Source organism: Undibacterium sp. Ji50W (assembly GCF_049340445.1).
Classification (GTDB): Bacteria; Pseudomonadota; Gammaproteobacteria; order Burkholderiales; family Burkholderiaceae_D; genus Undibacterium.
On record NZ_JBMPOX010000028.1, the window covers coordinates 1 to 24,927 of the forward strand.

Sequence of the window (24,927 nt, forward strand, 5' to 3'; positions counted from 1 at the left end):
GATATCCGCAAAAAGCCCCAATTCTGCGCCTCGATGTTCAAATCGAGACCAGATGAAAACATCATTTTATGCAAACAAATCATTGACTTACGATCCTCTGATGTGAAAACGTTGGGACACTAGTGATGTTAAATGATTATCCAGACGGTGCAAAATACGTGTTGTTGTCATGTCGCTCGTACCCTGTCCTTGTCCTTACATTAGCAAGGGCGGTCCTGCACCTATGAGGAGACGAAGTTGAAGAAATGGATAATCCGTATCATCCTGATCCTGTTGGCCTTGCTGGCAGCGGTACTGGCGTATTTGCTGCTGGCCCCGGTACCCATCAACCCGGTTGCCTGGCAGGCCACGCCATTTACCGGCTATTCGCCACCGCATGCGCGCAATGAAAAACTGGCCGCGCTGAAGACCATAGCTATCGGCAATGAAACCGGGCCAGAACATATTGCCATGGGGCCGGATGGGCATCTGTATGCCGCTGTCACTTCCGGCGCCATTTTGCGCATGCTGCCAGATGGTAGCCAGCGCGAAGTCTGGGTGAATACCGATGGCCGGGTTCTGGGGTTCATGTTTGATGCGGCGGGCAATATGATTGCCGCAGATGCCTTCCGTGGCCTGTTGTCGATTGCGCCGGACCGGCAAATAGTGGTGCTGACCGACAAGGTGGGCGACAGCCCGATTTTATATGCCGATGCTGTGGTGGTCGCCAGGTCCGGCAAGATGTATTTTACCGATGCCTCGCAACGGTTTGGCGCGCGCGAATCGGGCGGTACCTTTCATGCCAGCGTGCTCGACATCCTCGAACATTCATCCACCGGGCGGGTGCTGGAATATGATCCCGCCAGCAAACAGACACGCGTAGTGGCAGAAGGAATGTGCTTTGCCAATGGCCTGGCGCTGAGCGAAGACGAACAGCAACTCATCGTTGCAGAAACCGGTGAATACCGTATCTGGAAAATCTCCATCCATGCCAGCCAGTTGAACCTGAAACACAAACCGGATAAAAAGCTGGCCAGCATACTGTTGCGTGATTTGCCCGGTTATCCCGATAATCTGATGCGCGGACGTGATGGCCGTATCTGGCTGGGGCTGGTCAAGCCGCGTGGTGCGGCGATAGACAGCATGGCTGAAAAGCCCTGGCTGCGCAGCCTTACCCTGCGCTTGCCGCGCGCTTTGTGGCCGGTACCGCCAGCCTATGGCCACGTGCTGGCTTTCAATGAAGGAGGCAAGATATTGGCGGATTTGCAAGACCCGTCGGGCCAGTATCCGGAAACCACAGGCGTTACCGAAACCGCTGACCGCCTCTACATACAAAGCCTGCATGCGAATGGTATAGGCTGGTTGCCAAATCACCTGGTCAAGCAATGAATGGCATACCGTAGATGACAGCGCAGATGACAGAATCGATGGTGGAAGTGGATGTGCTGGTGATAGGCGGCGGTATCAATGGCACCGGCATCGCCCGCGATGCGGCTGGCCGTCGCCTGAGTGTGCTGTTGTGTGAAAAAGACGACCTGGCCGCGCATACTTCATCGGCATCCACCAAGCTGATACACGGTGGCCTGCGCTATCTGGAATATTATGAATTTGGCCTGGTACGCAAGGCCCTGCTGGAACGCGAAGTCCTGATGCGGTCTGCACCGCATATCATCAGCCCCCTGCGTTTTGTCATGCCGCATGCGCATGGCCAAAGACCGGCCTGGATGATACGGGCCGGCTTGTTTTTATATGATCACCTGGCCAGGCGTGAATTATTGCCAGGAGCCGAAAGCCTGGATTTGCGCACGCATATTACCGGCAAGCCCCTGCTTGCAGACTTCAGGCGCGGCTTTGCCTATTCCGATGCCTGGGTGAATGACGCCCGCCTGGTGGTGTTGAATGCCATGGATGCGGCAGAAAAAGGTGCCCGTATACTGACCCGCACCACCTGCCTGTCTGCAATAAGAGAAGATCAGCATTGGCTGGTGCAATTGCAGCAAGCCGATGGCAGCCAGATCACGGTGAAAAGCCGCAGTCTTGTGAATGCCAGCGGACCGTGGGCGGTGAATGTACTGCATCAAATACTGCATCAGGGCGCAGCAAAAACCCTGAGGCTGATCAAGGGTAGTCACATCGTGGTGCGACGCCTGTTCCATCATCCGTATGCGTATATTTTCCAGCATCCGGATGGCCGCATCGTGTTTGCGATTCCTTACGAACAAAACTTTACCCTGATAGGGACGACCGATCTGGATTACACCGGCTCGCTGGATCAGGTTGCCATTACTGAACAGGAAATCCTGTATCTGTGCGAGTTGGCCGGGCAATATTTTAGCCAACTGATCACGCCTGCCGACGTGGTCTGGTCGTATTCTGGCGTGCGACCACTGGTGGAAGAGCCGCACATAGGTGGCAAGGAAAAAGCCGCGGCACTGACCCGCGATTACCGGCTGGAACTGGACGCCGATGGCCCGCCCCTGTTGAATGTCTACGGTGGCAAAATCACCACTTACCGCAAGCTGGCAGAAGAAGCGCTGGAGTTACTGGCGCCTCTGCTGAACAATGCCAATTCAGACTGGACGGAACATGCCTGCTTGCCGGGCGGCGATATCCTGGGTGAGCTACCACAAAATCAGGCGGTACTTGAATTTCCCCTCTTCATCCAGCATTGCCAGCAGCAATATGCGTGGCTGCCGCCTCATCTGACAGAAAGGTTTGCGCATGCCTATGGCACCCGCATCCATGTCTTGCTCAAGAACCGGCAATCCTTGTCAGACATGGGGGATATGCTGCTTCCCGGCCTGTATGTTGCTGAGGTGGAATATCTGATCCGTCATGAATGGGCGCGCACCACCGAAGATATCTTATGGCGGCGCAGCCGCCTGGGCTTGCATATGCTGGGTGAAAATACCGAAAGACTGACAAGATGGCTGAGCCATCATCTTGACAAACATTTAAGTTAGTCTTGTTCAAAATATAAAACACGCTTCACGCACAGGATGTTTCATTCCCGCATCCTGCATAAAATACTCGCTAGCCACTGCTGCCTGTCCCTGACTTTTGCATTTCATCCTTCCGAATATGCGCACTGTCGCATGCCGATGGTTTTGCCCCCTGGGATTGTTTATTCTCAAAATACGCAATCAAAAAAACAGGGAGAAATCCATGAACAAGACTGAATACCTGCAGGCCCTGCGCCAGGCACTCGATGGTTTGCCGGCAACAGTAATACAAGAAACCGTCTGGGAATATGAAGCCAGCTTTGCCGATGCCATGGCATCCGGCAAATCGGAAGAAGAAGCTGCGGCCAGCCTGCCCAAACCGGAGTTGGTTGCTGCCCGCAAAAAAGCCAATAACCGCTATCAGGTATTGAAACATCATTTCACCGTCGGCAATATCGCCAGCTGGCTGGTGGCCCTGATCGGCCTGATGGTCTTCAATCTTTTCATGTTCATTCCGGCAGTCGTGTATTTCAGCCTCTTGTGTTCCAGCTATGTGCTTGCCCTGAGCCTGTATGTGGCAGGCATAGGCGTGACCGCCGCCAGCCTGTCAGGTGTTGATCACTTCAGTATGGATGTGCCTTACCAAAACTATCATGCTGTCAGGCACGGTCATCACAAAGTCACGAGTACTCTGCAACATGAGAACATGCGGGTGGAGATTACTGAATCCGGCATTTTCATCGATGGCGAAAAAGCAAACAATGACAGCAAAGTTGCACAAGACGCTGGTGTTATCACGATCGACAGCACCAGCAGTGTCGCTGGCAGTGTGCCCGCCGCTACTGCGGAACCAGGCAAACAGGAATTGCATGTTGAAGTCGGCAATCATTTTTATGGCAGCAAGGCCTTGCTGGGTATCGGCATGATCATCGCCTCTGTGCTGTTACTGATGCTGAGCATGTTCATGACCAAATATACCTTCATCGGTTTCAGGCATTACCTGCGCTGGAACCTGTTGCAATTGCATCTGGTCCGTCCGGCTTGAAAGTCTGTCATTAAGTATCGTTTCTGAGACATCGTTTCAGAGGTATCGTTATAGAAGCATCGCTTCAACATCAGGAGAACAAGATGAAAAACATTATTCGTACCGGCGCAGGCATGTTGGCCCTGTCTGTCATATTGACTGGCGCATCGGTCGTATTTATCAAAGCCCATGCCGCCAATGTTGCTACGGCCAGTGGCGGATCAGCGGCCAGTGAAGCGCGGCCCGTGAATGCCACCGTGGTGAATGTCGTCATGCATGGCCCGGTTGACCTGATACTGAAACAGGCCAGCACACCGGAAATGCTGATCAGGGGTGACGCCAAACTGGTATCCCGCATCACCACTACCATCGAAGGCAATACCCTGCACATCGGTACCCGTGGCATTTATATTTCCATCGGCAAGACTGAGCAGACCAAGGTGGAACTGAGCTTGCCGAATCTGGAAAAACTGCAACTCTCAGGTAGCGGTGATGCAAGCATCAAAGGCTTTCGCGGCAATAAAATGGATATTTCCGTCAATGGTTCAGGAGATGTCAACTTTGATGGCGACTTCCAGCAAGTCAATGCCGGCCTGCATGGCAGTGGCAACCTGAACCTGAACCTGGGTAATAGCGACACGGTTGAACTCAGCGTCAATGGTTCTGGTGATAGCGTCATCAAGGGGCAATCCAAGGTATTGAATGCCAGGCTGAATGGCTCAGGCGACTTGAACGCTGTCTCATTGAAAAGCGCCCAGGTCTTCATCAACTCTGTCGGGTCGTCCAGTGCCAGGGTATTTGCCAGTCAGGAAGCCAGACTGAAGTTGACGGGCAGTGGTGACGTGCACGTTTTTGGTAATCCTGGCAAGCGCAATGTTGAGCGTGCGGGCTCTGGCGAGGTGCGTTGGGACTGAAAAAGCCGGATATCAGTGTTGTTTATTGGCGTAGGGCAAATGTCCTTGCTTTAAGGTATGATATTTTCTTTAGAGGAATATTTTAATTAACGAATTATATTCCGAAAAAATGTGATTAATGCAGCAAAGATTCGACGCTGGCTGGTTGTTACCAAAACTCTATTTACTTGGTGCATTTTTCTGCAATAATCATCGCAGATATGTAAGTATTTGTTTCAATACCAAGAATAAGTTCTGTATTTGTCAATACAGACCCATTGTCAACCTGACCAGCCGAGAATCATGACTGCTACTCAAAGTAAGTGCCTGACCGCGTTGTTTGTTATGTTCAGCTTTATTTCTGGCGCTTTTGCCCAGGATAATCCCATGCAATTTCTTAGCAAGGCGAATGCCAGAGTAGCACGAGCGGCATCCTTGAAAAACCATTGGGAAGGTCCGGCTGACGGACCCCGGCTACAAAAGAAAAAGAAGATTATTTTCGTCGCTGCCGATCTCAGTGATCCGGGCACGGCCGGTGTCTTTGCCCAGGTGCGTGAAGCCAGTGCCAACGGTGGCTGGGAAACCCTGCCTATCGATTGCCGTGGTCGTTGCAACCAGGGTTCTGCCATCGTTGCGCAGGCGCTGGACATGAAGGCCGACGGCATCATCATGGCAGGTGTGGATGTCGGCACCCAGACCAAGGGCATGGCAGCAGCAGCCAAGGCCAAGGTGCCGGTGGTGGGTTGGCATGCTTCCACCAAAAGTGGCCCGACAGATGGTCTGTTCACGAATATTGCCACCAACCCGAAAGAAGTAGCACAGGTTGCTGCACTGTATACCGTGGTGGATTCCAACAACAAGGCAGGCATCGTGGTGTTTACCGATTCCACTAATCCCTATCTGCAGGCCAAGTCCGCCGCCATTATTGAAACCATCAAGCAATGTGAAGGCTGCAAGTTATTGAGCGTGGAAGATGTACCGCTGATCGATGCCCATATCAAAATGAAAGGCGTGGTTGAAAACCTGGTCAAACGCCATGGCAGCAAGTGGACACATGCAATCGGTGTCATTGATTTCTACTTTGACCTGATGGAAGTACCGGCCACTGCCGCCCTGATCGCCAACAACAAACTGGTTGGCGTCGCTGCTGGTGATGGTTCACCTACCGCCTACAAACGTATTCGTGCCAACAGCTTGCAGACCGCCACCGTTCCTGAGCCACTGTCCATGCACGCTTGGCAACTGGTGGACGAACTCAATCGCGCTTTCTCTGGCGTTGAACCGAGTGGATTTATCAGCTCTTCTGCCCATTTGGTGACCGCACAGAATATTGCTTATGACGGCGGACAGAAAAATACCTTTGAACCGGGCAATGATTTCCGCAATCATTACCTGCGTTACTGGTCAAAATAGATTTGTTTGAACATGTTGGGAGCGCAGGCCGGAAATATTCCGGCCTGTTTTTTTAATCAGGACTTACGCAAAACCGCCCCAACTGCGTTGCAGCTCCTAGCCGTACTCAAGTACTGTCTTCGTCGCCGCGTCTTGCTGGGACGATTTTGCGTAAGTCCTATTAATGTGGAATCTACAGGCGCGTTCTTTGCGTGACTGCCGCCAGGATATTGTCGGGGACTGACTTGTCGAGGTACATGCGTTGATCGGCCGCCTGCATCAGGCGGTCGGCAGTGCGTCCATCCGTCGGGTACATGGCAGAACCCAGCGCTGCTTCAATATTCACTATATGGCCTTGTATGGCGCAGGGACCAACCAGCATTTTTTTCAAGCGCAGCAAGGTGCTGTCGAGTTGCGATTCCTGGTTCACACCAAAAGTGATGGCAACAAATTCATCACCACCGATACGGCCGACAAAATCGGCATGCCGGCAAAAATTCTTGAGGCGTTTTGCCACTTCCTTCAGCAACAGGTCACCGACCTGGTGCCCATGACGGTCATTGACTGCCTTGAAATGGTTCAGGTCTATCAGGATAAAACCAAAACCTTGCTGGTTACGGGCGCTCAGGGCTATGGCACGCTCAAGTATTTCATCGACGTGCCTGCGGTTGGGCAGGCTGGTGAGTACATCTTCGCGTGCCATTTGCAATATGCTGTTTTGCGCCCGCAAATTACAGCAGACGCTGACACCATACGTCCAGCCCAGCAGACACAAGACGACCACCAGATACACCATATTCAGCAGGGGATGGCTGGCCAGTTGCGCATTGCTGTCAGCACCGAAGGCCAGGTACCAGCGCAGCATGAAAGCCGCAGCCATGGCGGACAGGGATAAGGCGCCTATGCCTGCGGCCAGCAATTCGAGGTCGCGGGTTTTTCTGAGCAGGATAACGACGGTGGCCAGCATCAAGGCCGCAGCAATCGCGTCATGGAACAGGTAACGGCGTATCATGTCGTCCCGGTTGATGAATGCCAGCAGGACGAATAAGGGAATCAGCACCAGGCCAGCGCGCCAGCGCGTTTGCGACGGGTAGCCACGAAAGCGCAAGGTGCCTTCCAGCATCAGCAGAATGGTGGTGAGGGTCAGGGAATTGTTGATGGCAATGATCAGCGCTTTGGGAACATCAATCACGCCGATGAAACGCGTCACCAGAAATGCGGGTGCGATCACCGACGCGGCTGCTGCCCAGACCCCCGTACCGGGTATGCCGCGATTGATGCGCCAGACAGCCAGCATGACCAGCATGGAAATCACACTGATGCAGACAACGACAAGATCAAGCGTAGTACGATCCAGATTAACCATAGACAGGTATGGGCGGTATGGGTGATATGGGTGACACAGCAGCAGTCGCTTCAGACGATAGATGCGACAATTCCGCATTGATGTCATTCGACCATACATAAAAACTAGTACAAATGACACTACATCCTATTATGACGCAAACTTATGCAAACGCCTTTAAATAATTCACAAAATGACAACGCAGATGAAGTGATCGTCATCGGTGGCGGGCCAGCTGGCCTGATGGCTGCCGAAACCCTGGCCAGCCAAGGTCTGGCTGTCAGTCTGTATGATGCCATGCCTTCGGTAGGACGCAAGTTTTTGATGGCCGGCAAAGGGGGGATGAACCTGACCCATTCGGAAGATTCTGTCTCTTTCATGACACGGTATGGTGAACGAGCAGCTGTTTTATCACCCATGATCAGCCAGTTTGATGCTCAGGCCTTACGTAGCTGGGCTGCCGGTCTGGGTATAGAAACTTATATAGGTAGTTCAGGCCGGGTCTTCCCTGTCGACATGAAAGCAGCGCCTCTGTTGCGTGCCTGGCTGCATCGCTTGCGTATGCAGGGCGTGCGGTTTCACATGCGGCATCGCTGGCTGGGATGGCGTGATGCGCAGACACTTGCGTTCGCCACGCCCACAGGCGAAGTCCTGCGGCCAGCACGTGCGCTGGTGCTGGCCCTGGGCGGTGGCAGTTGGGCCCGCCTGGGCTCGGATGGCAGCTGGGTCGACACCTTGCGCCAGCGTGGTATCGCAGTCGCTGATTTGTTGCCGGCAAATTGCGGTTTCGACGTCGGCTGGACACCTTTTTTCCAGGAACGCTTTGCCGGACATCCGCTGCTGACGGTGGCTGCCAGGGTACAAGGCAGTGACCTGCCGATGCGCAAAGGCCAGTTCGTGATGACTGCCGGTGGTGTCGAAGGCAGCCTGGTGTATGCCCTGTCTGCCGCCCTGCGCGAGCAGTTACGGACTAGCGGGCAGGCAGTGCTGGAACTGGATTTGTTGCCGGATACACCCTTGCAAAAAGTCATGGCGGAATTGCAGCACCCGCGTGGTTCACGTTCTTTATCCAGTTATTTAAAAACCAGGCTCAGGCTGGATGCACTGAAAACCGCCCTTTTGCACGAATGCCTGCAAAAATCGGATTTTGCACAGCCCCAGCTACTGGCACAGGGGATCAAATGCCTGCCGCTGCAACTCAAGGCCGTGCGCCCCATCGATGAAGCCATCAGCAGTGCCGGCGGTGTTTGTTTCGAAGGACTGACTGTCGGGCTGATGGCGCAACAGCATCCAGGCCTGTTTTTTGCGGGAGAAATGCTGGATTGGGAAGCACCAACCGGTGGTTATTTGCTAACGGCATGCATGGCCAGCGGCAAGCAGGCGGCGCAGGGTGTTATAGACTGGCTGAAGAACGACAAATAGTTTTGTATGCTCTTGTTGCAAGTCGGCAGAGCTTGGCAGAAGTCGGTACAATGTGTGTTTCTTGAGATCAATTTTTTGGACTACATGTCTTTGCATTTCTTTTTCGTGTTTGTATGAGTGAAACCCGTACCAATCCGCGCTCTAACGTGACCTGGCGCGGCGCTATCCAGGTGGTCCCCGGTAAAATCGTACCGGTCAAAATCGTTAATTTTTCCATCAGTGGCATACAGATGCAGTGCAGTGCCCTGTTGAAAGAAAAACAAACTTACCAGATGATGATGGAAGTCCCCAGCCTGCGTGATGCGTCCCAGCGCACCCAGGTGGTCTGCAAGGCAACCTGTATCTACTCCATACTCAGTGGTAGCGAATACCGCGCCGGCATGAAATATTTTGACGTGCCGCTAGAATACGTAGACCTGCTTTCTGCATGGTATGGCTGACCTGCCTGCAAGCCAGCCCGCAGTTGCAGTTCACGGCTGACAGCACAGGTTCAAGGCTTGTGATATAAACAGTTTTTAGCTTATTTTTTGCTGCATCATGTCCAAGCATTCTGAATTGCCTGAAACCGCCTTGCGTGTCGCCCGTCTACTGGAAAGCCTGGGGCATGATCAATCCATCGTTATGTTGCCGGCCACCGGCAAGACCTCGGCTGAAGCGGCCGCCGGTCTGGGCTGTGAAGTCGCTGAGATTGCCAAATCCATAGTCTTCCGTCGCTTGCTGGATAATGCTGCCGTCATGGTCGTCGCCAGTGGCATCAATCGCGTGGATGAAACCAAGGTTGCGGCCCTGGTGGGGCCGCTGGGTAAAGCCGATGCGCGTTTTGTCAAAGAAAAAATTGGTTATGCCATAGGTGGTGTCTGTCCTATCGGCCATCTGGAAAAAACCGTGATGCTGATCGACCAGGATTTGCTGCAATACGCCCATGTCTGGGCGGCAGCCGGTCATCCGCATGCCGTGTTCAGGCTTACGCCGGAACAATTGAAAACCATGACAGGTGCACCTGTTGCTGACGTGGCCTTGCGCGCATGAACATTTTGCATGAATTTGATCCGGCCCAGTTTGTCATGGCACCTGGTAGCGCCGTGCCTTCACCTTGTGTGAATATCTGTCGCATGGATGAAAAAACTGCACTGTGTAGTGGCTGTTATCGCAGCATTGATGAAATCATTTGCTGGAGCAAGGCAGATAGTCATAAAAAACTGGAAATCTGGGATTTGATACAGCAAAGAATGTTGCCCTAACGCTTAGAACATCTTTACGTTCTTACAGCATCCCGGGCTGGGTCGGCAGGCAGAGGAGGCGTCATGAAACAGCTGGACTGGTATTTTGATTTTATTTCTCCCTTCGCCTACCTGCAGCATGAACTGCTGGCGCGCGCGCAGATGACCGAAAACCTGCACTACCATCCGGTCTTGTTTGCCAGCCTGCTTAATCACTGGGACAACAAAGGTCCGGCAGAAATTCCGCCCAAGCGACAATGGACTTTTGAACATTGCGTCTGGCTCGCCCGCAAGCACGACATCAGCCTGCGCATGTTGCCCGAACACCCATTCAATCCCCTGCCTTTATTGCGTCTGTGCCTGGTGCTGGGTTCTAGCGCAGCCGTGGTCAGTCGCCTGTTCAGCTTTGTATGGCAAGATGGCCATCTGCCTACCCAGACCGGGCACTGGCAAGCCCTGCTGGCGGAATTGCAGGTGACACCAGCCATGCTGGACACACCCGAAATCAAGCAGATGCTCAGGCTTAATGGTGAAAAGGCCATTGCCGCCGGCGTATTTGGGGTACCCACGACGGTGGTGGATGGCCGCTGTTTCTGGGGGCTGGACAGCACTGACATGTTGCAGGCTTACCTGAATGGCGATGACTTCTTTAACTCGCCCGACCTGCTGGCTGCGCGCAAGATGCCGTATGGCCTGCAGCGCAAGATCACGGAGAAAACATGAGCCAACTGCCCGCCGGTATGCAAGTCTTTGAACGCGGCTGGTTGTCTTCGAATAACATCTTGTTCATCGGTGAACAGCAAACTGCACTGGTGGACAGTGGCTACCTCAGTCATGCGCCACAGACCCTGGCATTGGTGCAGCAAGCCCTGGGTGAGCGCAAGCTGGATTTACTGGTGAATACCCATTTGCATTCCGACCACTGCGGCGGCAATGCCCTGTTGCAGCGCCACTATGGCTGCCATACCCTGATACCGGTTGCCGAAACAGCCGCAGTAGCAGCCTGGGATGAAGCCGCCCTCAGTTATGCCGCCACCGGCCAGCAATGCGAGCGTTTCGGTTTTGATGCCGCCATACAGCATGGCGACAGCCTGCAACTCGGTGGCATGGACTGGCAAGTACTGGCTGCACCCGGGCATGATCCGCATTCCATGATCTTGTATTGTCCACAAGAAGGCCTGCTGATTTCTGCTGACGCCTTGTGGGAAAACGGCTTTGGCGTGATCTTTCCAGAACTGGAGGGCGAATCAGGTTTTGCCGAACAGGCCGCCATACTGCAAGTCATACGTGAATTGAATCCCCGTATCGTCATTCCCGGTCATGGTCCTGCCTTCGGCAATGTGGCTGCCGCACTGGAACGGGCAGAGTCGCGGCTGGATTACCTAAGCGCCGATCCTCGCCGCAACGCCCGCAATGCAGCCAAGGTCCTGCTGGCATTTCTGTTGCTGGAGTCACAGCGACTTAGCCTGAGTGCCACCCTATCCCAATTGGGTAGTACACGTCTGGTAAGCTCCTCTGCCAGACTGTTGGGCCTGGAAACAGACGCGTTGATGCTGCAAATGGCCAATGAATTGGTCACCGCCGGTGCTGCCCGCCTGGAACACGATATGCTGATCAGCACACGTTAGCGTAGTGCTGCACTCTACGGCGTTCATTATTACGCCGCGTTTTTAATTGACCCTGATGGCCATCACATCGAAACCGTAACCAAGACTGCTGAATAAAATTCATTCATGAATACATCAATCCAGATACGCCCTGCCACGCACGATGACGCACTGTGTCTGAGTGTGCTGGCGATGCAGGTTTTTCTTGATACCTATGCGACGACCGGCATACGGCCAGCCATCGCCAAAGAAGTGCTGCATGCATTTTCCGTATCCGCTTTTACAGATTTGCTGACCCGGGATGGCAGGTTCATTCATGTCGCCGAACGTGAAGGGAATTTATTGGGGTTTTCTCAAATTACGCTGGGAACCAGGCAAGAGCTGATCACCGCCACGCATCCTGCCGAACTCGACAGATTGTATGTACAAGAACCCTTTACCCGCATGGGCCTGGGTAGCGAGCTTTTGCGGACTGCGGAAGCCACAGCTGTGCAACATGGTGCGGATGTGATGTGGTTGACGCCGTGGGTACATAACACCAGAGCCTTGCAGTTTTATGCCAGGTTGGGGTATGCGGATATGGGCAATACCAGTTTTTTCATGGAGGGGGAAGCGCATGAAAATAGGGTGTTGTGCAAGCGCTTGTAATGCTATGTCTTCCGTATGGCTTAGTCGAGCTAACGATTCTTTGATACGCGAGCAATATTACACAGTGATGTAGGTTGGGCCGGGCCTCGCTAGGCTACGCTTCATCAGCCCAACACTGGACCTGCGATTAACGTAGGCCTGCGATTGACTTGCGTCCATGCCGGATTTTAGTTCGTTCGTTTCAATACTTTGCTGTAATTACTTTGTCGCTTTGTGATATTTATGGGCCGTGCTTTGAAATGACTTTCTGTCGTTATTGACGATTGCAGGCCGGTGGTAGACCGGCGGCTACATACCTTTTTGCTTCGCCAAAAAGGTATGCCAAAAAGGCGACCCAGGCGTCGTCGCCCCTGCGGGGTTCCCGTTTGTGCATTACAAAAAATGGGAAGGTCCGAAACTCGCTTCGCTCAGACACCGGCCCTTCTTTTTCCATTTTCTGTAATGCACAAACGGCGTCGACACATGGGAACCGCACAAGTCAAAAGCAACCGCAACTTCAAAGGCAACCGCAACTTCAAAGGCAACGTCAATATGACCTATAGTCACATTGTCGGCTTCGTTTTTGATCAAACCACATCTACTTTAAATCATAACCCGCCTCAGAAAACGAACTCACAGGTGCCAGATCTGCATACTCCGTTGGTCTACCCTGCTGTTTCGCCATAAAGGCTTCCATCAGGTTGCTGCTTTGCCAGATGCCGGATTGTAGCCAGCCCATTTGTTGCAGGGCGTCGTGGGTGCTGTGGTCGCGGGCGTAGTGGATGGCTTGTTTGCTGCCCCAGATGGCGACCGGGGGTTTTTCGGCGATTTCTGTGGCCATTTGCAGGGCGGCTTCCAGCATGTTTTCCTGATTATCAAATACCTCGTTGAGCAGGCCAACCGCAAGCGCGCGTTGGGCGGGCAGGCGGCGGCCGGTGTAGGCCATTTCGTGGACTATGCCTTCGGGGATCAGCTTGGGCAGGCGTTGCAGGGTGCCGAGGTCGGCGGTCATGCCTATGTTGATTTCCTGTATGCAAAAGAAGGCATCGCTGCTGGCCAGTCGTATGTCGCTGGCACAGATCATGTCGACACCGCCGCCTATGCAGCCACCGTGGACGGCGCTAATCACCGGCATGCGCAGGGATTCGATCAGGTTGAAGGCGTGATGCATGTCCGTCAGCGCCAGGGCGATATTGGCACGGCCAACGGCGCTGGCATCATCCAGTGTGATGCCGCCACCGGCAAATACATCCAGCGCCATGCCAGCGGTGAAATGCTTGCCGGTCGAAGAAATGATGAGCACGCGGGCATTTGCCTGGTTTTGCAGATTTTGCAAAATTTCTGTCAGTTCACGAAAAAATACCGGCTGCATGGTGTTCAGCGTGGCCGGGCGATTCAGGCGCAGGTGGGCGATTTTATTGCTGATACTGAAGTCAAAACATTGATAAGTCATGGTGTCTCCACAGGATTTTTATTAGCACGGTAAAATCATACTGGATATGTGCAGCAAACTAGCTGTATATGCTTACCGTTAGAGGATACCGACTATGGCTCTCGACTCACCTGTATCACATTCAATGCCACGCTCATCTTCACGCTTGCCAGCAGTGTTACAACATCTGACCTTGCCCGTCATCGGTTCACCCCTGTTCATTGCCAGTGGCCCCAAACTGGTGGCGGCGCAATGCAAGGCGGGCATCGTCGGTTCTTTCCCGGCCCTGAACGCCAGGCCGGCAGAAATGCTGGATGTGTGGCTGACTGAATTGCAGGCTGATCTGGCCGCACACCAGGAAGCCCATCCGGATGCGCTGATAGGCCCGATTGCCGTCAACCAGATCGTCCATCAATCGAATGACAGGCTGGCACATGATGTCGAAGTCTGCGTCAAACACCAGATTCCCATCATCATTTCTTCGTTGCGTGCGCCGCCGCCAGACATGCTGGATGCGATTCATAGCTATGGCGGCATTGTCCTGCATGATGTGATTTCGATACGTCACGCGCAAAAAGCACTGGAAGCCGGGGTCGATGGCTTGATCCTGGTGGCCGCCGGTGCCGGTGGTCATGCCGGTGGTTTGTCACCGTTTGCCCTGGTGGGGGAAGTACGACAGTTCTTTGATGGCCCTATCGCGCTGTCTGGTTCCATCGCGACGGGCGATGCGGTGCTGGCGGCACAGGCCATGGGGGCTGATTTTGCCTATATAGGCTCGCGCTGGCTGGCTACGCTTGAATCGAATGTGGATGAAGCATATCGCCAGGCCATCCTTGATTCGGCAGCGGCAGATATTGTCTATACCAATCTGTTTACCGGCGTGCATGGCAATTACCTCAAGAAATCCATCATTGCTGCCGGGCTGGACCCGGATAATCTGCCAGTGGCCGACAAAAGCCAGATGAATTTCGCTTCCGGTAGCGGCAGCAAGGCCAAGGCCTGGCGCGATATCTGGGGGGCGGGCCAGGGTGTGGGTCTGATGAATGATGTCCTGACTGTGGCAGAAGTCGTGGCGCGCCTTAAATCTGAATATGCTGCAGCCAAAGCCCGTATCCAGGCGCTTTGATAAATTTTTAACCACTCTTTTCAGGAATTGTATGAGTAAAGCATATGTCGTCGCCGAAATTCAGGTGACCAGGCCCGAACCCTATGCCGAGTACCGTGTACTGTCTACCGCCAGTGTAGACCAGTATGGTGGTCAGTTTTTGGTACGCGGGGGTACGCGCTTGCAAAAAGAAGGCGGGGATGACCAGCATCATGAAGGCTGGCGTACCGTGCTGGTCGAATTTCCCTCGCTGGCCCAGGCACAACTGTGGTACGACTCGGTCGAATATAGCAAGGCCAAGGCAATTCGCCAGGCCAATTCCATAGGTCGTTTGTTCATCGTTGAAGGCGTGGCAACGGCAGCCTGACGACACAAAAACCACAAATTGCCAGCAGGAATTCAAGTTTGCAAAGGGACTTGCCGTAATAAGGGTATCTGCCTGTTTTATTCCAGGTACTTGTTCCCTTTGCTTATTCCCGTTACTTATTCCTACTATGCGTCGCTATCTTGCTCTGCTTGTTACCATGCTGATGGCTGCGGCCGTTCACGCGAACGACCCGCCGCCATCCAAGCCGATCAAACCGGCATCTGCGAAAGAAGAGGCGTCTGCATCTGCGTCCGGTTCAGCGTCTGCCTCGGCATCCGCGTCCGCATCCGCCAAGGAAGAACGCAAGCCCACTGCCAAGGAAAGCAGGGAATCCGCCAAGGAAGCCGCTGCCCGCGCCAAGGATGCCCTGGCTGCAGATGAATTGGCAGCGCGCATTGCCGACCGCCTGAGCGTCATCCGCAAGGAAAAAGACGAGACCGCCCGCACGGCCCCCAGAGCCACCGCACGCCCCGCTTATGCACCACCGGTGCGCAGGCCGGAGCTTGCCAAAGCCAAAAGTGAACATGGGACGAATGGCGGCAGCGGTGGCAGCACTGCGGCATCCGCCAGTGGCATGGCTGCCAGCCATGGCGAAATACACTGGAGTTACCAGGGTGAAGGCGGTCCGCTTAACTGGGGCAAGCTGAACCCTGCCAATGCCAAGTGTGATATCGGCGAAAGACAGTCACCGATTGATATCCGCGACGGCATCAAGGTGAATCTGGACCCGATTGCTTTTGACTACAAGCCCAGCCGTTTTTCTGTCCTGGATAATGGCCATACCATACAGGTGAATATGGGGGCTGGTAACTACATCAATGTACTGGGGCACAATTATGAACTGGTGCAGTTTCATTTCCACAAGCCTTCTGAAGAACGTGTGAATGGCAAGAGCTTTGAAATGGTCGCCCATCTGGTACATAAGGATGCGGATGACAAACTGGCTGTGGTGGCCGTGCTGATAGAACAGGGCAAGGCGCACAGTCTGGTGCAACAGGTGTGGAATAACCTGCCGCTGGAAAAGAATGACCCGGCACAGGCTTTGGTTACCATGGACATGAATGACATCTTGCCAGTCAAGCGTGATTATTTTACCTACATGGGCTCGTTGACGACACCGCCTTGCAGTGAAGGCGTATTGTGGCTGGTCATGAAAGAGCCGATAGAAATTTCACCCGATCAGTTGATGATATTCAGTCGTCTGTATCCCATGAATGCGCGGCCTGTACAGAAAAATTCCGGGCGTTTGATCAAGGAATCAAATTAAGCTGACGTAATATAAACATGATGAAATATGCATAGTGCCTGCAAATTTGCAGGCACTATGCATTTGGCCATGCCGCCCGCAGTTCTTTACGCACGACGATCTTCAAGCCTGACCATATCTCGCTGACGGCACAGACCTTGATGTCGACATAACCGAGTGGCAGGGCAACTTCCCTGATGCTGTCTTCGGTGATGTCGGTGGGTACTTTGGATGATTTTTTTGGCCAGGATACCCAGATTGCAGCATCACTGCGCAGCTTTGACTTATACGCAGTCAATTCCTTGACCAGTACCGTTTTCTGCTCAGTAAACAGGTGGACAATATCGGTTGCTGCTGTCAGCTTTTTTTCAAAGACGACATCGGCTGGCAACTCTGCCAGCAAGTCCAGATAATTGTCAGGCGCATGTTTGACCAAGACCAGGCTACCCGCCCGGATCCCCAGTTTCTTTGCCAATGGTGTACCGGAATAGCCGCTAGTTGTTGAAGTCATCGCAGGATGGGGAACAAAAAAAAGCGGTACCTGTTATGCAGGTACCGCTTTTTTTTGGATTAAGCTGCCTTGAACGGCAATTCACGCCAGCGCTTGCCACCTGCCCTGGCTATCGCATTCGCAAATGCCGGTGCCAATGCGGGTAAGCCCGGTTCACCCATGCCGGTAGGCGCATCGGCGCTAGGCACGATGTGCACCGCGATTTGTGGCATGTCGGTAATGCGTGGCACCACAAAATCACTGAAATTGCTCTGCTCGACCACCCCATCCTTGAGCGTGATGGCGGCACCCGGCAGGCACATCGACAATCCCATCAGGGCCGCACCTTGTACCTGGGCTTCCACGGTTTTAGGATTAACCGCCAGGTTGCAATGCACACCAGCCGTCACCTTGTGCAGTTTGGGCTGACCATTTTTCATGGATGCTTCAACCACATAGGCCACGATGGAAGAGAAGGATTCATGCACGGCGACACCATAAGCACGGCCTGCTGGCAGTTTTTTCTTGCCGTAGCCGGATTTTTCCACCGCCAGTTGCAAGGCAGCCTTATGGCGCGGATGCTTGTCACCCATCAGTTTCAGGCGGTAGGCAACCGGGTCTTGCTTGGTGGTCTCGGCTATTTCATCGAGCAGGGTTTCCATCACAAAGGCGGTATGGGTAGAACCCACGCTGCGCCACCACAAGACTGGCACATTGATTTTTGGGTGGTGGACAGACAGCCGCATCGGCATTTCATAGGGCTCTTTCATGCCTTCCACGGCGGTCGCATCGACACCATTCTTGACCATCATGCCTTCGAAAGGTGTACCGCTGACGATGGACTGGCCGACGATCACATGATCCCAACCGAGGATATTGCCCTGGGCATCAAAACCTATTTCAGCCTTATGCAGATGCATGGGGCGGTAGTAACCACCCTTGACATCGTCTTCACGACTCCACAGTGTACGGATGGGGGCATCCAGGCCGGCGGTCACTGCCGCTTTGGCTACGCCACAGGCTTCCACTACATAATCGCTGGTGGGAATGGCGCGACGACCAAAGCCGCCACCGGCCATCTGGGTATGCACGGCTATATTTTCAGGTTTCAGGCCGAGAGCGGTGGATGCGGCAAAACCGTCAAGGCCGGGCATTTGCGTGCCCACCCACAATTCTGCCTTGTCACCTTTTATCGCTACCGTGCAGTTCAAAGGCTCCATCGGCGTATGGGCCAGGTAAGGGAAGATGAATTCTGCATTCAGTTTATGCGGCGCTGTTGCGATTTTTGAAACATCGTCGTTGTACTTCAATGCGCCTTGCTGTTTGGCCGTTTCCCTGTAACTGGCTAGTTGTTTCGCACTATCGACTTTTTCCACACTGCCCAGTTCCCATTCCAGCTTCAGGGCATCGCGGCCCTGTTTGGCTGGCCAGTAGCCGGTGGCGATGATGGCAACGCCTTCACCCCCGCGATCAACCGGCACGCGCAGCACGGCTTTTACACCTTTGATGGCTTTGGCCGCTGTATCGTCCACAGACTTGAGTTTGGCACCAAATACCGGTGGCCGGGCAACCACGGCAGTCAGCATGCCTGGCAAGTGGGTATCAATACCGAAATCCTGGGTGCCGGTAGATTTGGCTTTGGCATCCAGACGACCTGTGGGTTTGCCTATCAGGCGGAAGCTTTTTGGGTCTTTCAGCACGACTTTTTCTGGTACCGGCAATTTCATTGCCGCTTCAGCCAGGTCGCCATAGCCCAGTTTCTTGCCACCTGGTCCGATGACGAAGCCATTTTCTGTACGCAGGGCCGACGCCTCGACATTCCATTGTGTCGCTGCTGCCTGTACCAGCATGGCACGGGTGCGTGCACCCAATTCACGGTATTGGGTGTAAGAGTGGGCGATGGAATTCGAACCCCCCGTCAAATGCATGCCAAATGCCGGATCGACATAGGCCGGGTGATTATTGCCATTCGCGTATTTGACTTTCGACCAGTCGGCATCCAGTTCTTCAGCCAGTATCAGGGGCAGGGCGGTCTGCACGCCCTGGCCAAATTCCAGGCGATTGATGGTGACGGTGACCGTGCCATCCTTGGCAATCTGGACGAAAGCACCAGGTTGTTCCGTGGGTTTTAAACCTGCCGGGGCTTTTGCCGCAGCATCTTGTGCTGTTGCCAGCATGGGGTAACAACCCAGGGCAAAGCCGCTGGCGGTCGCCATTTTGAGGAAACTGCGCCTGCTGAAGCCGTTTGTATCCGGCTTGTCTTCTACAGACGCCTGTTGCATCAGGGACTGCAAATGTTTTGGCATCTCAGCCAAACGGGAATCAAAATGCATAGCGTTCTCCTGAATTAAGCCAAGGTGGATGCGGCGTCGTGAATCGCAGCGCGTATCCGTACATAGGTGCCACAGCGACAGATATTGCCTGCCATGGCGGCATCGATATCGGCGTCGGATGGTTTTTTATTGGTTTTCAGCAGGGCGGTTGCACTCATGATCTGGCCACTTTGACAGTAGCCGCATTGGGCCACGTCGTGTTTGACCCAGGCGGTTTGCACGGCTTTGCCGACCTTATCCTGGCTCATGGCTTCTATGGTGGTGATTTTCTGGCCGGAAACAGCAGAGATGGGGGTAACGCAGGAACGTATGGCCTGGCCGTTCAAATGCACGGTACAGGCACCGCACAGGGCCGCGCCGCAGCCAAACTTGGTGCCAGTCAGGCCGAGGGAATCACGCAGGGCCCATAATACAGGGGTGGAAGGGTCAGCATCGAGCTGATGATCTTTGCTGTTGATATTCAACGAAGTCATTGTGCAGATCTCCATTTTTAAGGGTTAGCAGGCCACTGCCGGGAAAGCCAGCCTGTGAATGATTGCGTAGGATTGTTCAGTTTGTTTACCTAACTACTATAGAATAAATTTGAATATAGCGTGCAGACTGCTGTCAGATGCATATTTTTTGTGCAGTTGTTGCAGTTGTTGCAGCGGGCATGCGAAGTTCTTAAAGTATTCATCAGACCTTGCGCAGCAGTAATTTATACTGTCCAGCTTCTGCATAAATACGACCGTTCTGGCCACTGATGCTGTTTAACTCATTTACCTTCCTGTTGTTTTTTATCCCGGTGTATGGCCTGTTCTGGCTATTACCCGGATGGGCATCCAGGAAGAGTCTGTTGCTGGTGGCAAGCTATGTGTTTTATGCCGCCTGGAATCCGCCCTATGTGATCCTGCTGATGTTGTCCACGCTGGTGGACTGGCTGTTGGCCAATCGCATTGCCGCCTCTGCCTCGCAGGTAGGACGTCGTCTGTACCTGCTGCTCAGCCTGATTTGCAACCTGGGCATGCTCAGTTATTTCAAGTACGGTAATTTCGTGCTGGATATCTATGCGGATCTGGGTGCCGCCCTGGGCTGGCAATTTGTGCATGCCGACCATTCCATCATCCTGCCGATAGGGATATCGTTTTATACCTTTGCCTCGCTGTCGTATACGGTCGATGTATATCGTGGGGTGCTGACTTCGCGCTATAGCCTCAGGGACTATGCCCTGTTTGTCAGTTTTTTCCCGCATCTGGTGGCCGGACCCATCCTCAAAGCGAATATCCTGATGCCGCAGCTGGAAAAGCCGGTATTGCCAGACCAGCACCAGGTCGGCTGGGGATTTTGCCTGTTCTTGCTGGGCCTGTTCTGCAAGCTGGTGCTGGCAGATACCCTGTTTGCACCGCTGGTGAATGAAGTGTATGCGCATCCTGAACAATCCGGCATTCTGGAAACCTGGTGTGCGGTCTTCAGTTTTTCAGGGCAGATTTATTTCGATTTCTGTGGCTACTCGCTATGCGCTATCGGCCTGGCGAAAAGCATGGGGTTTTATTTCCCTGAAAATTTCAATTATCCCTACACTGCCACCAGCTTTTCCGATTTTTGGCGGCGCTGGCATATTTCCCTGTCCAGCTGGTTGCGAGATTATCTGTATATCCCGCTGGGTGGTAACCGTCATGGCTGGGGCCGGACATATCTGGCCCTGTTCGCCACCATGCTGATCGGTGGTTTGTGGCATGGCGCTTCCTGGATGTTTGTGCTGTGGGGCGCTTTGCATGGCAGTTTCCTTATCGTCGAACGTGCCTGCAGCGGTCGCGCAATCGCCGCTTACCTGACCCCAGCCATGCGCAGGGGCCTGGTATTTATACTGGTGACACTGGCATGGATACCCTTCCGCGCAAATTCACTGGCACAGGTGCAAGCCATAGGCGCAGGTTTATTCGGCAAGCATCATGCTGGTGAATACCTGGACTGGTCACACGCCCTGGCGCTGGCCGTGATGGCGCTGGTCGTGGTCGGTGTCACTTACCTGCGGGATATGAGCCTGGATAAAATATTTGCCCGGCTGGGCATGGCGCTGCAGATTGCGCTACTGTGTCTGTGCCTGATGTCCCTGTTTGTTTTTTCAGGGACAGGACAAAATGCCTTTCTGTATTTTCAGTTCTAGCGACCTCATGCCTGCTTATCCCTGGAAGCGTATTTTCGCCTTTATCCTGCTCCTGACACTGGCAGCTATCGTCGCCATGGAACTGAGCCTGCGCAGCCTGGGTTACCAGCCCACTGCCCTGGATTCCAAAGAACGCTGGAGTCATGAACGTGGCCGTGCCAGCCAATTGGGGTCGCAAGCATTGACGTTGATAGGGACATCCCGTTTTCAACTGGGGATGGACCTGGATGTCTTGCGCAAAGGAACAGGGCTGGAGCCGATACAACTGGCTGTCGATGGTAGCTCGTTTGTACCGGTACTGAAAAACCTGGCCGATGATCCCCGTGTCACCGGCACCATACTCATTGATTACACGTCGGGGGCTTTGGCCAATGCCAGGCAGGGCAGTTTTGGTTCGGCCCGCGTGTTTGTCGATGAATATGAAAAGCAGCAGTTACGCTTCCAGGTTTTTTCGGCAGATACACTGGAGAAAAAACTGACGGCTGGCATCCATGAAAACCTGAGTATTTTTTCTGATGGCAGCACTCCCTGGTTTGCCCTGCGTTACCGTATTTTGCCGTGGAAACGCTCTTCCCAATACATCACGACCCGGCCCGACCGTTCGCGGCTGGCAGATTACAGCCGTTTGCCCTGGCCCGATGCGTATTATTCGCGAGTGGCCAAACAGCTGGGCATGGAATGGAATCCGCATGCCGGGCGGGGTAGGGCAGAGGCCCGCTTCCGTGACAAAATTAAATCCATGCCCGTTGCCAGTCAGGAAGATTTTCTATATGGTGCCCAACTCATACGCGGCTATATTGATACCATACAAAAGCGCGGTGGCAAGGTATTGTTTGTCAAAATGCCGACCACCGGCCTGATCAAAGAGGCGGATGACCAGCGCTATCCGGAACAGCAGTTTCTGGAAGTTTTCTTTACCAGCAGCCACCTGCCCATCCTGTATGACAAAAATCAGCCTGCCATCAGGGATTTCAAATGTCCCGACGGTTCCCACCTTGACCAGAGGGACAGGGCCAGTTTCAGCGCCATTGTTGCCAAATTTGTTGTCGATTTTGTAGCTGGCAAGGCTTGAACCTTATTCGTACTTGCGGGCATCATCGATCACCTTGCCATCATTCGGCAAACTGGCTTCCGCCACGAATAAGGCATCCGCCCGCAGCTTGGTGATATCGCGCAGGCTGTCGATAATCGCTGCCTTCAATGCCGGGCTGTGGTCGCGGCTTTCGCAATGCAGGGTCATGGCATCATTCGCCATTTCGCCTGTGACCACCAGTCTGGCCTTACTGATTTCAGGGTGGCGCTTGACCACTTCTGCCACTTGTGAAGGGTGCACGAACATGCCCTTGACCTTGGTAGTCTGGTCGGCGCGCCCCAGCCAACCCTTGATGCGCTGATTGCTGCGGCCGCAGGGCGACATACCCGGCAAGATCGCCGACATGTCGCCAGTACCAAAGCGTATCAGCGGGTAATCTGGATTGAACGAAGTGATGACGATTTCACCGACTTCACCTTCTGCCACCAGATCGCCGGTACCAGGCCGTACAATTTCCAGTATCAGGTCTTCGTCCAGTATCATGCCGGGGTTCACCTGGCCATCTGTTATGCTTTCATAGGCAATATTGCCGATGTCGGCGGTGGCATAGATTTGCAGCACCTGCGCCACGCCATGCTCCTGCAGCCACTTGCGCAGCGAGGGTGGCAGGGCTTCGGCACCGACTATGGCGCGCTGCACGCTGGAAATATCTGCACCCATGTCCAGCGCTTTTTCTATGATGATCTTTAAAAAGCTGGGTGTCCCTATGTAGGCATCGGGGCGCAGTTCTGCCATGGCCTGCACCTGCATTTCAGTCTGGCCTATACCAGCGGGAATAACGGTGCAACCCAGACGGGCAGCGGCGCTTTCCACCATGAAGGCCGCTGGCGTGAAATGATAGGAAAAACAGTTTTGCAGCAGATGCCCGCTACGCAAGCCCACTGCATACATGGGGCGGGCGAAGCGCCACCAGTCCGGCCCACGCCCTTCCGGGTCAAATATAGGGCCGGGTGACATGAAGATGCGCCCCATCTGATGTGAGGAAGTGGTGTTCAGGCCACCGAAGGGTAGTGACTTTTTCTGCAAATCCTTGAGATCGGATTTGCGCGTCACCGGCAATTGCGCCAGGCTGCTGCGGCTGTGGATATCAGCGGCGCTGACACCGGCCAGTATGCCTGCCCAGCCTGGCGCTGTCTGTGCATGCGCAATCAGTTGCGGCAAGCTGTGCATCAGTGTTTGTTCTCGGCTTTGCGGATTGCGGGTTTCCAGTGCGTCCAGATAATCACTCATGAGCGTGCTCTATCGATGATAAGTTGATGTTTGCTGTCAGGGAGCTGGCCTATGCCAGCCAGCGCTTGCGCCTGCGATAAAACTTCATATCCTTGAAACTCTTGCGACCGGCACCCGATACACCAAGATAAAATTCCTTGACGTCTTCGTTCGTGCTCAGGTCTTTGGCATCGCCTTCCATGACGACCCTGCCGTTTTCCAGGATGTACCCAAAGTCGGCATAGCGCAGCGCGATATTGGTGTTTTGTTCGGCCAGCAGGAAAGACACGTTCTCCTGCTTATTCAGGCTTTTGACGATTTCAAAAATTTCTTCCACCAGTTGCGGAGCAATACCCATCGACGGTTCATCCAGCAAAATCATCGATGGCTTGGCCATCAGGGCACGGCCGATGGCGCACATCTGTTGTTCACCGCCCGAGGTATAGCCCGCCTGGGAATTGCGGCGTTCGCGCAGGCGTGGAAAATAGTGATACACCTTGTCCAGTGCTTCCTTCAGTTCTGCACGTGACAGGCTGCGGGTATAGGCACCGGTCAGCAGGTTTTCTTCCACCGTCAGATGCGCAAAGCAGTGGCGTCCTTCCATCACCTGTGACAGGCCACGTTTCACCAGTTCATTCGGTGTCAGATGGTCGACGCGTTGCCCGCGAAAACTGATGTCGCCCTTGGTGATGTCGCCGCGCTCATTTTTCAGCAAGGTTGAAATGGCTTTCAGGGTGGTCGATTTACCCGCCCCATTGGCACCCAGCAAGGCCACGATTTTTCCTTGCGGCACCTGCAAGGAAATACCTTTCAACACCAGGATCACATGATCGTAGATGACTTCAATATTGTTGACGCTGAGGTAGGCCACATCGGCTGTCGCCGCGTCTGCCCTGGCACTCTGAATACTTTGGATACTCATGATCTGGGTTTGCAATGAAGTTGGTGATACTAGTGGACTGTAACAGTAGAAAACAGAGTGCCTTCCGCTTGCGCGACGACCATGGCTGCGTTGCAAATGCTCGCGATAGTTCACTATCGCTGTGCATAAGTGT

At 53.8% G+C, this 24,927-nt stretch carries 24 protein-coding genes; 17 read left to right on the plus strand and 7 right to left on the minus strand.

What is annotated here, in order from left to right; genetic code table 11:
- Positions 1 to 237 precede the first annotated feature (237 nt).
- The 5 genes from ACO0K9_RS25465 to ACO0K9_RS25485 all read left to right on the plus strand — a co-directional run bounded on the left by ACO0K9_RS25465 (position 238) and on the right by ACO0K9_RS25485 (position 6,251).
- Complete coding sequence (locus ACO0K9_RS25465; RefSeq protein ID WP_422989732.1) at positions 238 to 1,368, plus strand: SMP-30/gluconolactonase/LRE family protein; 1,131 nt, start codon at positions 238 to 240, stop codon at positions 1,366 to 1,368.
- Positions 1,369 to 1,394: 26 nt separating this feature from the next.
- Complete coding sequence (gene glpD / locus ACO0K9_RS25470; protein WP_422989734.1) at positions 1,395 to 2,942, plus strand: glycerol-3-phosphate dehydrogenase; 1,548 nt, start codon at positions 1,395 to 1,397, stop codon at positions 2,940 to 2,942.
- A gap of 202 nt (positions 2,943 to 3,144) precedes the next feature.
- Positions 3,145 to 3,966, plus strand: coding sequence for a DUF1700 domain-containing protein (locus ACO0K9_RS25475; protein WP_422989736.1), 822 nt, complete (start codon positions 3,145 to 3,147; stop codon positions 3,964 to 3,966).
- 83 nt (positions 3,967 to 4,049) lie between these two features.
- Positions 4,050 to 4,859: a head GIN domain-containing protein gene (locus ACO0K9_RS25480; protein ID WP_422989738.1), complete on the plus strand. Its 810-nt coding sequence runs from the start codon at positions 4,050 to 4,052 to the stop codon at positions 4,857 to 4,859.
- Positions 4,860 to 5,141: 282 nt separating this feature from the next.
- The gene (locus tag ACO0K9_RS25485; RefSeq protein ID WP_422989740.1) at positions 5,142 to 6,251 is read left to right on the plus strand and encodes a substrate-binding domain-containing protein; all 1,110 of its coding nucleotides are present in this window, start codon (positions 5,142 to 5,144) and stop codon (positions 6,249 to 6,251) included.
- A 172-nt stretch (positions 6,252 to 6,423) separates the two neighbouring features.
- Here ACO0K9_RS25485 and ACO0K9_RS25490 read toward each other — a convergent pair whose 3' ends face one another.
- Entirely contained in the window at positions 6,424 to 7,596 is a 1,173-nt protein-coding gene (locus tag ACO0K9_RS25490) for a GGDEF domain-containing protein (RefSeq protein WP_422989742.1), read from the minus strand.
- Positions 7,597 to 7,740: 144 nt separating this feature from the next.
- Between ACO0K9_RS25490 and ACO0K9_RS25495 the strand changes: the two genes are divergently transcribed.
- The 7 genes from ACO0K9_RS25495 to ACO0K9_RS25525 all read left to right on the plus strand — a co-directional run bounded on the left by ACO0K9_RS25495 (position 7,741) and on the right by ACO0K9_RS25525 (position 12,472).
- Positions 7,741 to 8,997 carry a TIGR03862 family flavoprotein gene (locus tag ACO0K9_RS25495; RefSeq protein ID WP_422989744.1) on the plus strand — a complete coding sequence of 419 codons (1,257 nt, stop codon included), beginning with the start codon at positions 7,741 to 7,743 and terminating at the stop codon, positions 8,995 to 8,997.
- A gap of 113 nt (positions 8,998 to 9,110) precedes the next feature.
- Positions 9,111 to 9,437: a hypothetical protein gene (locus ACO0K9_RS25500; RefSeq protein WP_422989746.1), complete on the plus strand. Its 327-nt coding sequence runs from the start codon at positions 9,111 to 9,113 to the stop codon at positions 9,435 to 9,437.
- A 97-nt stretch (positions 9,438 to 9,534) separates the two neighbouring features.
- Positions 9,535 to 10,026 carry a YbaK/EbsC family protein gene (locus ACO0K9_RS25505; protein ID WP_422989748.1) on the plus strand — a complete coding sequence of 164 codons (492 nt, stop codon included), beginning with the start codon at positions 9,535 to 9,537 and terminating at the stop codon, positions 10,024 to 10,026.
- Complete coding sequence (locus ACO0K9_RS25510; protein ID WP_422989750.1) at positions 10,023 to 10,238, plus strand: DUF1289 domain-containing protein; 216 nt, start codon at positions 10,023 to 10,025, stop codon at positions 10,236 to 10,238. Before ACO0K9_RS25505 ends, ACO0K9_RS25510 begins: the two co-directional genes overlap by 4 nt.
- Positions 10,239 to 10,301: 63 nt before the next feature.
- Positions 10,302 to 10,940 (plus strand): 2-hydroxychromene-2-carboxylate isomerase, encoded by a 639-nt coding sequence (locus ACO0K9_RS25515; protein WP_422989752.1) that lies wholly within the window; start codon positions 10,302 to 10,304, stop codon positions 10,938 to 10,940.
- The gene (locus tag ACO0K9_RS25520; RefSeq protein WP_422989754.1) at positions 10,937 to 11,845 is read left to right on the plus strand and encodes an MBL fold metallo-hydrolase; all 909 of its coding nucleotides are present in this window, start codon (positions 10,937 to 10,939) and stop codon (positions 11,843 to 11,845) included. The genes ACO0K9_RS25515 and ACO0K9_RS25520 overlap by 4 nt, the downstream gene beginning before the upstream one ends.
- A gap of 105 nt (positions 11,846 to 11,950) precedes the next feature.
- Positions 11,951 to 12,472, plus strand: a complete 522-nt coding sequence (locus tag ACO0K9_RS25525; RefSeq protein ID WP_422989756.1) for a GNAT family N-acetyltransferase — start codon at positions 11,951 to 11,953, stop codon at positions 12,470 to 12,472.
- Positions 12,473 to 13,049: 577 nt separating this feature from the next.
- Here ACO0K9_RS25525 and ACO0K9_RS25530 read toward each other — a convergent pair.
- On the minus strand, positions 13,050 to 13,904 hold the full coding sequence (locus ACO0K9_RS25530; RefSeq protein ID WP_422989758.1) for an enoyl-CoA hydratase-related protein: 855 nt from the start codon (positions 13,902 to 13,904) through the stop codon (positions 13,050 to 13,052).
- Positions 13,905 to 14,028: 124 nt separating this feature from the next.
- Between ACO0K9_RS25530 and ACO0K9_RS25535 the strand changes: the two genes are divergently transcribed.
- The 3 genes from ACO0K9_RS25535 (at position 14,029) to ACO0K9_RS25545 (ending at position 16,622) form a co-directional block, all read left to right on the plus strand.
- Positions 14,029 to 15,009, plus strand: coding sequence for an NAD(P)H-dependent flavin oxidoreductase (locus tag ACO0K9_RS25535; RefSeq protein WP_422989760.1), 981 nt, complete (start codon positions 14,029 to 14,031; stop codon positions 15,007 to 15,009).
- A gap of 31 nt (positions 15,010 to 15,040) precedes the next feature.
- Positions 15,041 to 15,355: a DUF1330 domain-containing protein gene (locus ACO0K9_RS25540; RefSeq protein ID WP_422989762.1), complete on the plus strand. Its 315-nt coding sequence runs from the start codon at positions 15,041 to 15,043 to the stop codon at positions 15,353 to 15,355.
- A 127-nt stretch (positions 15,356 to 15,482) separates the two neighbouring features.
- The gene (locus tag ACO0K9_RS25545; protein ID WP_422989764.1) at positions 15,483 to 16,622 is read left to right on the plus strand and encodes a carbonic anhydrase; all 1,140 of its coding nucleotides are present in this window, start codon (positions 15,483 to 15,485) and stop codon (positions 16,620 to 16,622) included.
- Between the two features lie 55 nt (positions 16,623 to 16,677).
- Here the strand turns inward: ACO0K9_RS25545 and ACO0K9_RS25550 are convergent, their stop codons facing one another.
- Genes ACO0K9_RS25550 through ACO0K9_RS25560 form a run of 3 tightly spaced genes read right to left on the minus strand, consistent with a single transcriptional unit; the run spans position 16,678 to position 19,897 of the window.
- Positions 16,678 to 17,112: a DUF3052 family protein gene (locus tag ACO0K9_RS25550; RefSeq protein WP_422989766.1), complete on the minus strand. Its 435-nt coding sequence runs from the start codon at positions 17,110 to 17,112 to the stop codon at positions 16,678 to 16,680.
- 59 nt (positions 17,113 to 17,171) lie between these two features.
- Positions 17,172 to 19,424, minus strand: coding sequence for a molybdopterin cofactor-binding domain-containing protein (locus tag ACO0K9_RS25555; protein ID WP_422989768.1), 2,253 nt, complete (start codon positions 19,422 to 19,424; stop codon positions 17,172 to 17,174).
- Between the two features lie 14 nt (positions 19,425 to 19,438).
- Entirely contained in the window at positions 19,439 to 19,897 is a 459-nt protein-coding gene (locus ACO0K9_RS25560; RefSeq protein ID WP_422989770.1) for a (2Fe-2S)-binding protein, read from the minus strand.
- Between the two features lie 269 nt (positions 19,898 to 20,166).
- On the opposite strand from ACO0K9_RS25560, the gene ACO0K9_RS25565 reads away from it, so the two are divergent.
- Both ACO0K9_RS25565 and ACO0K9_RS25570 read left to right on the plus strand, forming a co-directional pair.
- Positions 20,167 to 21,570: an MBOAT family O-acyltransferase gene (locus tag ACO0K9_RS25565; protein ID WP_422989772.1), complete on the plus strand. Its 1,404-nt coding sequence runs from the start codon at positions 20,167 to 20,169 to the stop codon at positions 21,568 to 21,570.
- A complete protein-coding gene (locus tag ACO0K9_RS25570; RefSeq protein WP_422989774.1) occupies positions 21,545 to 22,642 on the plus strand; it encodes a hypothetical protein in 1,098 nt (365 codons plus the stop codon). Before ACO0K9_RS25565 ends, ACO0K9_RS25570 begins: the two co-directional genes overlap by 26 nt.
- 3 nt (positions 22,643 to 22,645) lie before the next feature.
- On the opposite strand, the gene ACO0K9_RS25575 is transcribed toward ACO0K9_RS25570, so the two are convergent.
- Together ACO0K9_RS25575 and ACO0K9_RS25580 are read right to left on the minus strand one after the other, a co-directional pair.
- A complete protein-coding gene (locus ACO0K9_RS25575; RefSeq protein WP_422989776.1) occupies positions 22,646 to 23,893 on the minus strand; it encodes a phenylacetate--CoA ligase family protein in 1,248 nt (415 codons plus the stop codon).
- Between the two features lie 49 nt (positions 23,894 to 23,942).
- A complete protein-coding gene (locus ACO0K9_RS25580) occupies positions 23,943 to 24,794 on the minus strand; it encodes an ABC transporter ATP-binding protein (RefSeq protein WP_422989778.1) in 852 nt (283 codons plus the stop codon).
- Positions 24,795 to 24,927: the final 133 nt, after the last annotated feature.

Bases quoted from the DNA above. Each gene is read 5' to 3' on its own strand.
- glpD (WP_422989734.1), top strand. From the start codon at position 1,395: ATGACAGAATCGATGGTGGAAGTGGATGTGCTGGTGATAGGCGGCGGT.
- ACO0K9_RS25475 (WP_422989736.1), top strand. From the start codon at position 3,145: ATGAACAAGACTGAATACCTGCAGGCCCTGCGCCAGGCACTCGATGGT.
- ACO0K9_RS25480 (WP_422989738.1), top strand. From the start codon at position 4,050: ATGAAAAACATTATTCGTACCGGCGCAGGCATGTTGGCCCTGTCTGTC.
- ACO0K9_RS25485 (WP_422989740.1), top strand. From the start codon at position 5,142: ATGACTGCTACTCAAAGTAAGTGCCTGACCGCGTTGTTTGTTATGTTC.
- ACO0K9_RS25490 (WP_422989742.1), bottom strand. From the start codon at position 7,596: ATGGTTAATCTGGATCGTACTACGCTTGATCTTGTCGTTGTCTGCATC.
- ACO0K9_RS25495 (WP_422989744.1), top strand. From the start codon at position 7,741: ATGCAAACGCCTTTAAATAATTCACAAAATGACAACGCAGATGAAGTG.
- ACO0K9_RS25500 (WP_422989746.1), top strand. From the start codon at position 9,111: ATGAGTGAAACCCGTACCAATCCGCGCTCTAACGTGACCTGGCGCGGC.
- ACO0K9_RS25505 (WP_422989748.1), top strand. From the start codon at position 9,535: ATGTCCAAGCATTCTGAATTGCCTGAAACCGCCTTGCGTGTCGCCCGT.
- ACO0K9_RS25510 (WP_422989750.1), top strand. From the start codon at position 10,023: ATGAACATTTTGCATGAATTTGATCCGGCCCAGTTTGTCATGGCACCT.
- ACO0K9_RS25515 (WP_422989752.1), top strand. From the start codon at position 10,302: ATGAAACAGCTGGACTGGTATTTTGATTTTATTTCTCCCTTCGCCTAC.
- ACO0K9_RS25520 (WP_422989754.1), top strand. From the start codon at position 10,937: ATGAGCCAACTGCCCGCCGGTATGCAAGTCTTTGAACGCGGCTGGTTG.
- ACO0K9_RS25525 (WP_422989756.1), top strand. From the start codon at position 11,951: ATGAATACATCAATCCAGATACGCCCTGCCACGCACGATGACGCACTG.
- ACO0K9_RS25530 (WP_422989758.1), bottom strand. From the start codon at position 13,904: ATGACTTATCAATGTTTTGACTTCAGTATCAGCAATAAAATCGCCCAC.
- ACO0K9_RS25535 (WP_422989760.1), top strand. From the start codon at position 14,029: ATGCCACGCTCATCTTCACGCTTGCCAGCAGTGTTACAACATCTGACC.
- ACO0K9_RS25540 (WP_422989762.1), top strand. From the start codon at position 15,041: ATGAGTAAAGCATATGTCGTCGCCGAAATTCAGGTGACCAGGCCCGAA.
- ACO0K9_RS25545 (WP_422989764.1), top strand. From the start codon at position 15,483: ATGCGTCGCTATCTTGCTCTGCTTGTTACCATGCTGATGGCTGCGGCC.
- ACO0K9_RS25550 (WP_422989766.1), bottom strand. From the start codon at position 17,112: ATGACTTCAACAACTAGCGGCTATTCCGGTACACCATTGGCAAAGAAA.
- ACO0K9_RS25555 (WP_422989768.1), bottom strand. From the start codon at position 19,424: ATGCATTTTGATTCCCGTTTGGCTGAGATGCCAAAACATTTGCAGTCC.
- ACO0K9_RS25560 (WP_422989770.1), bottom strand. From the start codon at position 19,897: ATGACTTCGTTGAATATCAACAGCAAAGATCATCAGCTCGATGCTGAC.
- ACO0K9_RS25565 (WP_422989772.1), top strand. From the start codon at position 20,167: ATGCTGTTTAACTCATTTACCTTCCTGTTGTTTTTTATCCCGGTGTAT.
- ACO0K9_RS25570 (WP_422989774.1), top strand. From the start codon at position 21,545: ATGCCTTTCTGTATTTTCAGTTCTAGCGACCTCATGCCTGCTTATCCC.
- ACO0K9_RS25575 (WP_422989776.1), bottom strand. From the start codon at position 23,893: ATGAGTGATTATCTGGACGCACTGGAAACCCGCAATCCGCAAAGCCGA.
- ACO0K9_RS25580 (WP_422989778.1), bottom strand. From the start codon at position 24,794: ATGAGTATCCAAAGTATTCAGAGTGCCAGGGCAGACGCGGCGACAGCC.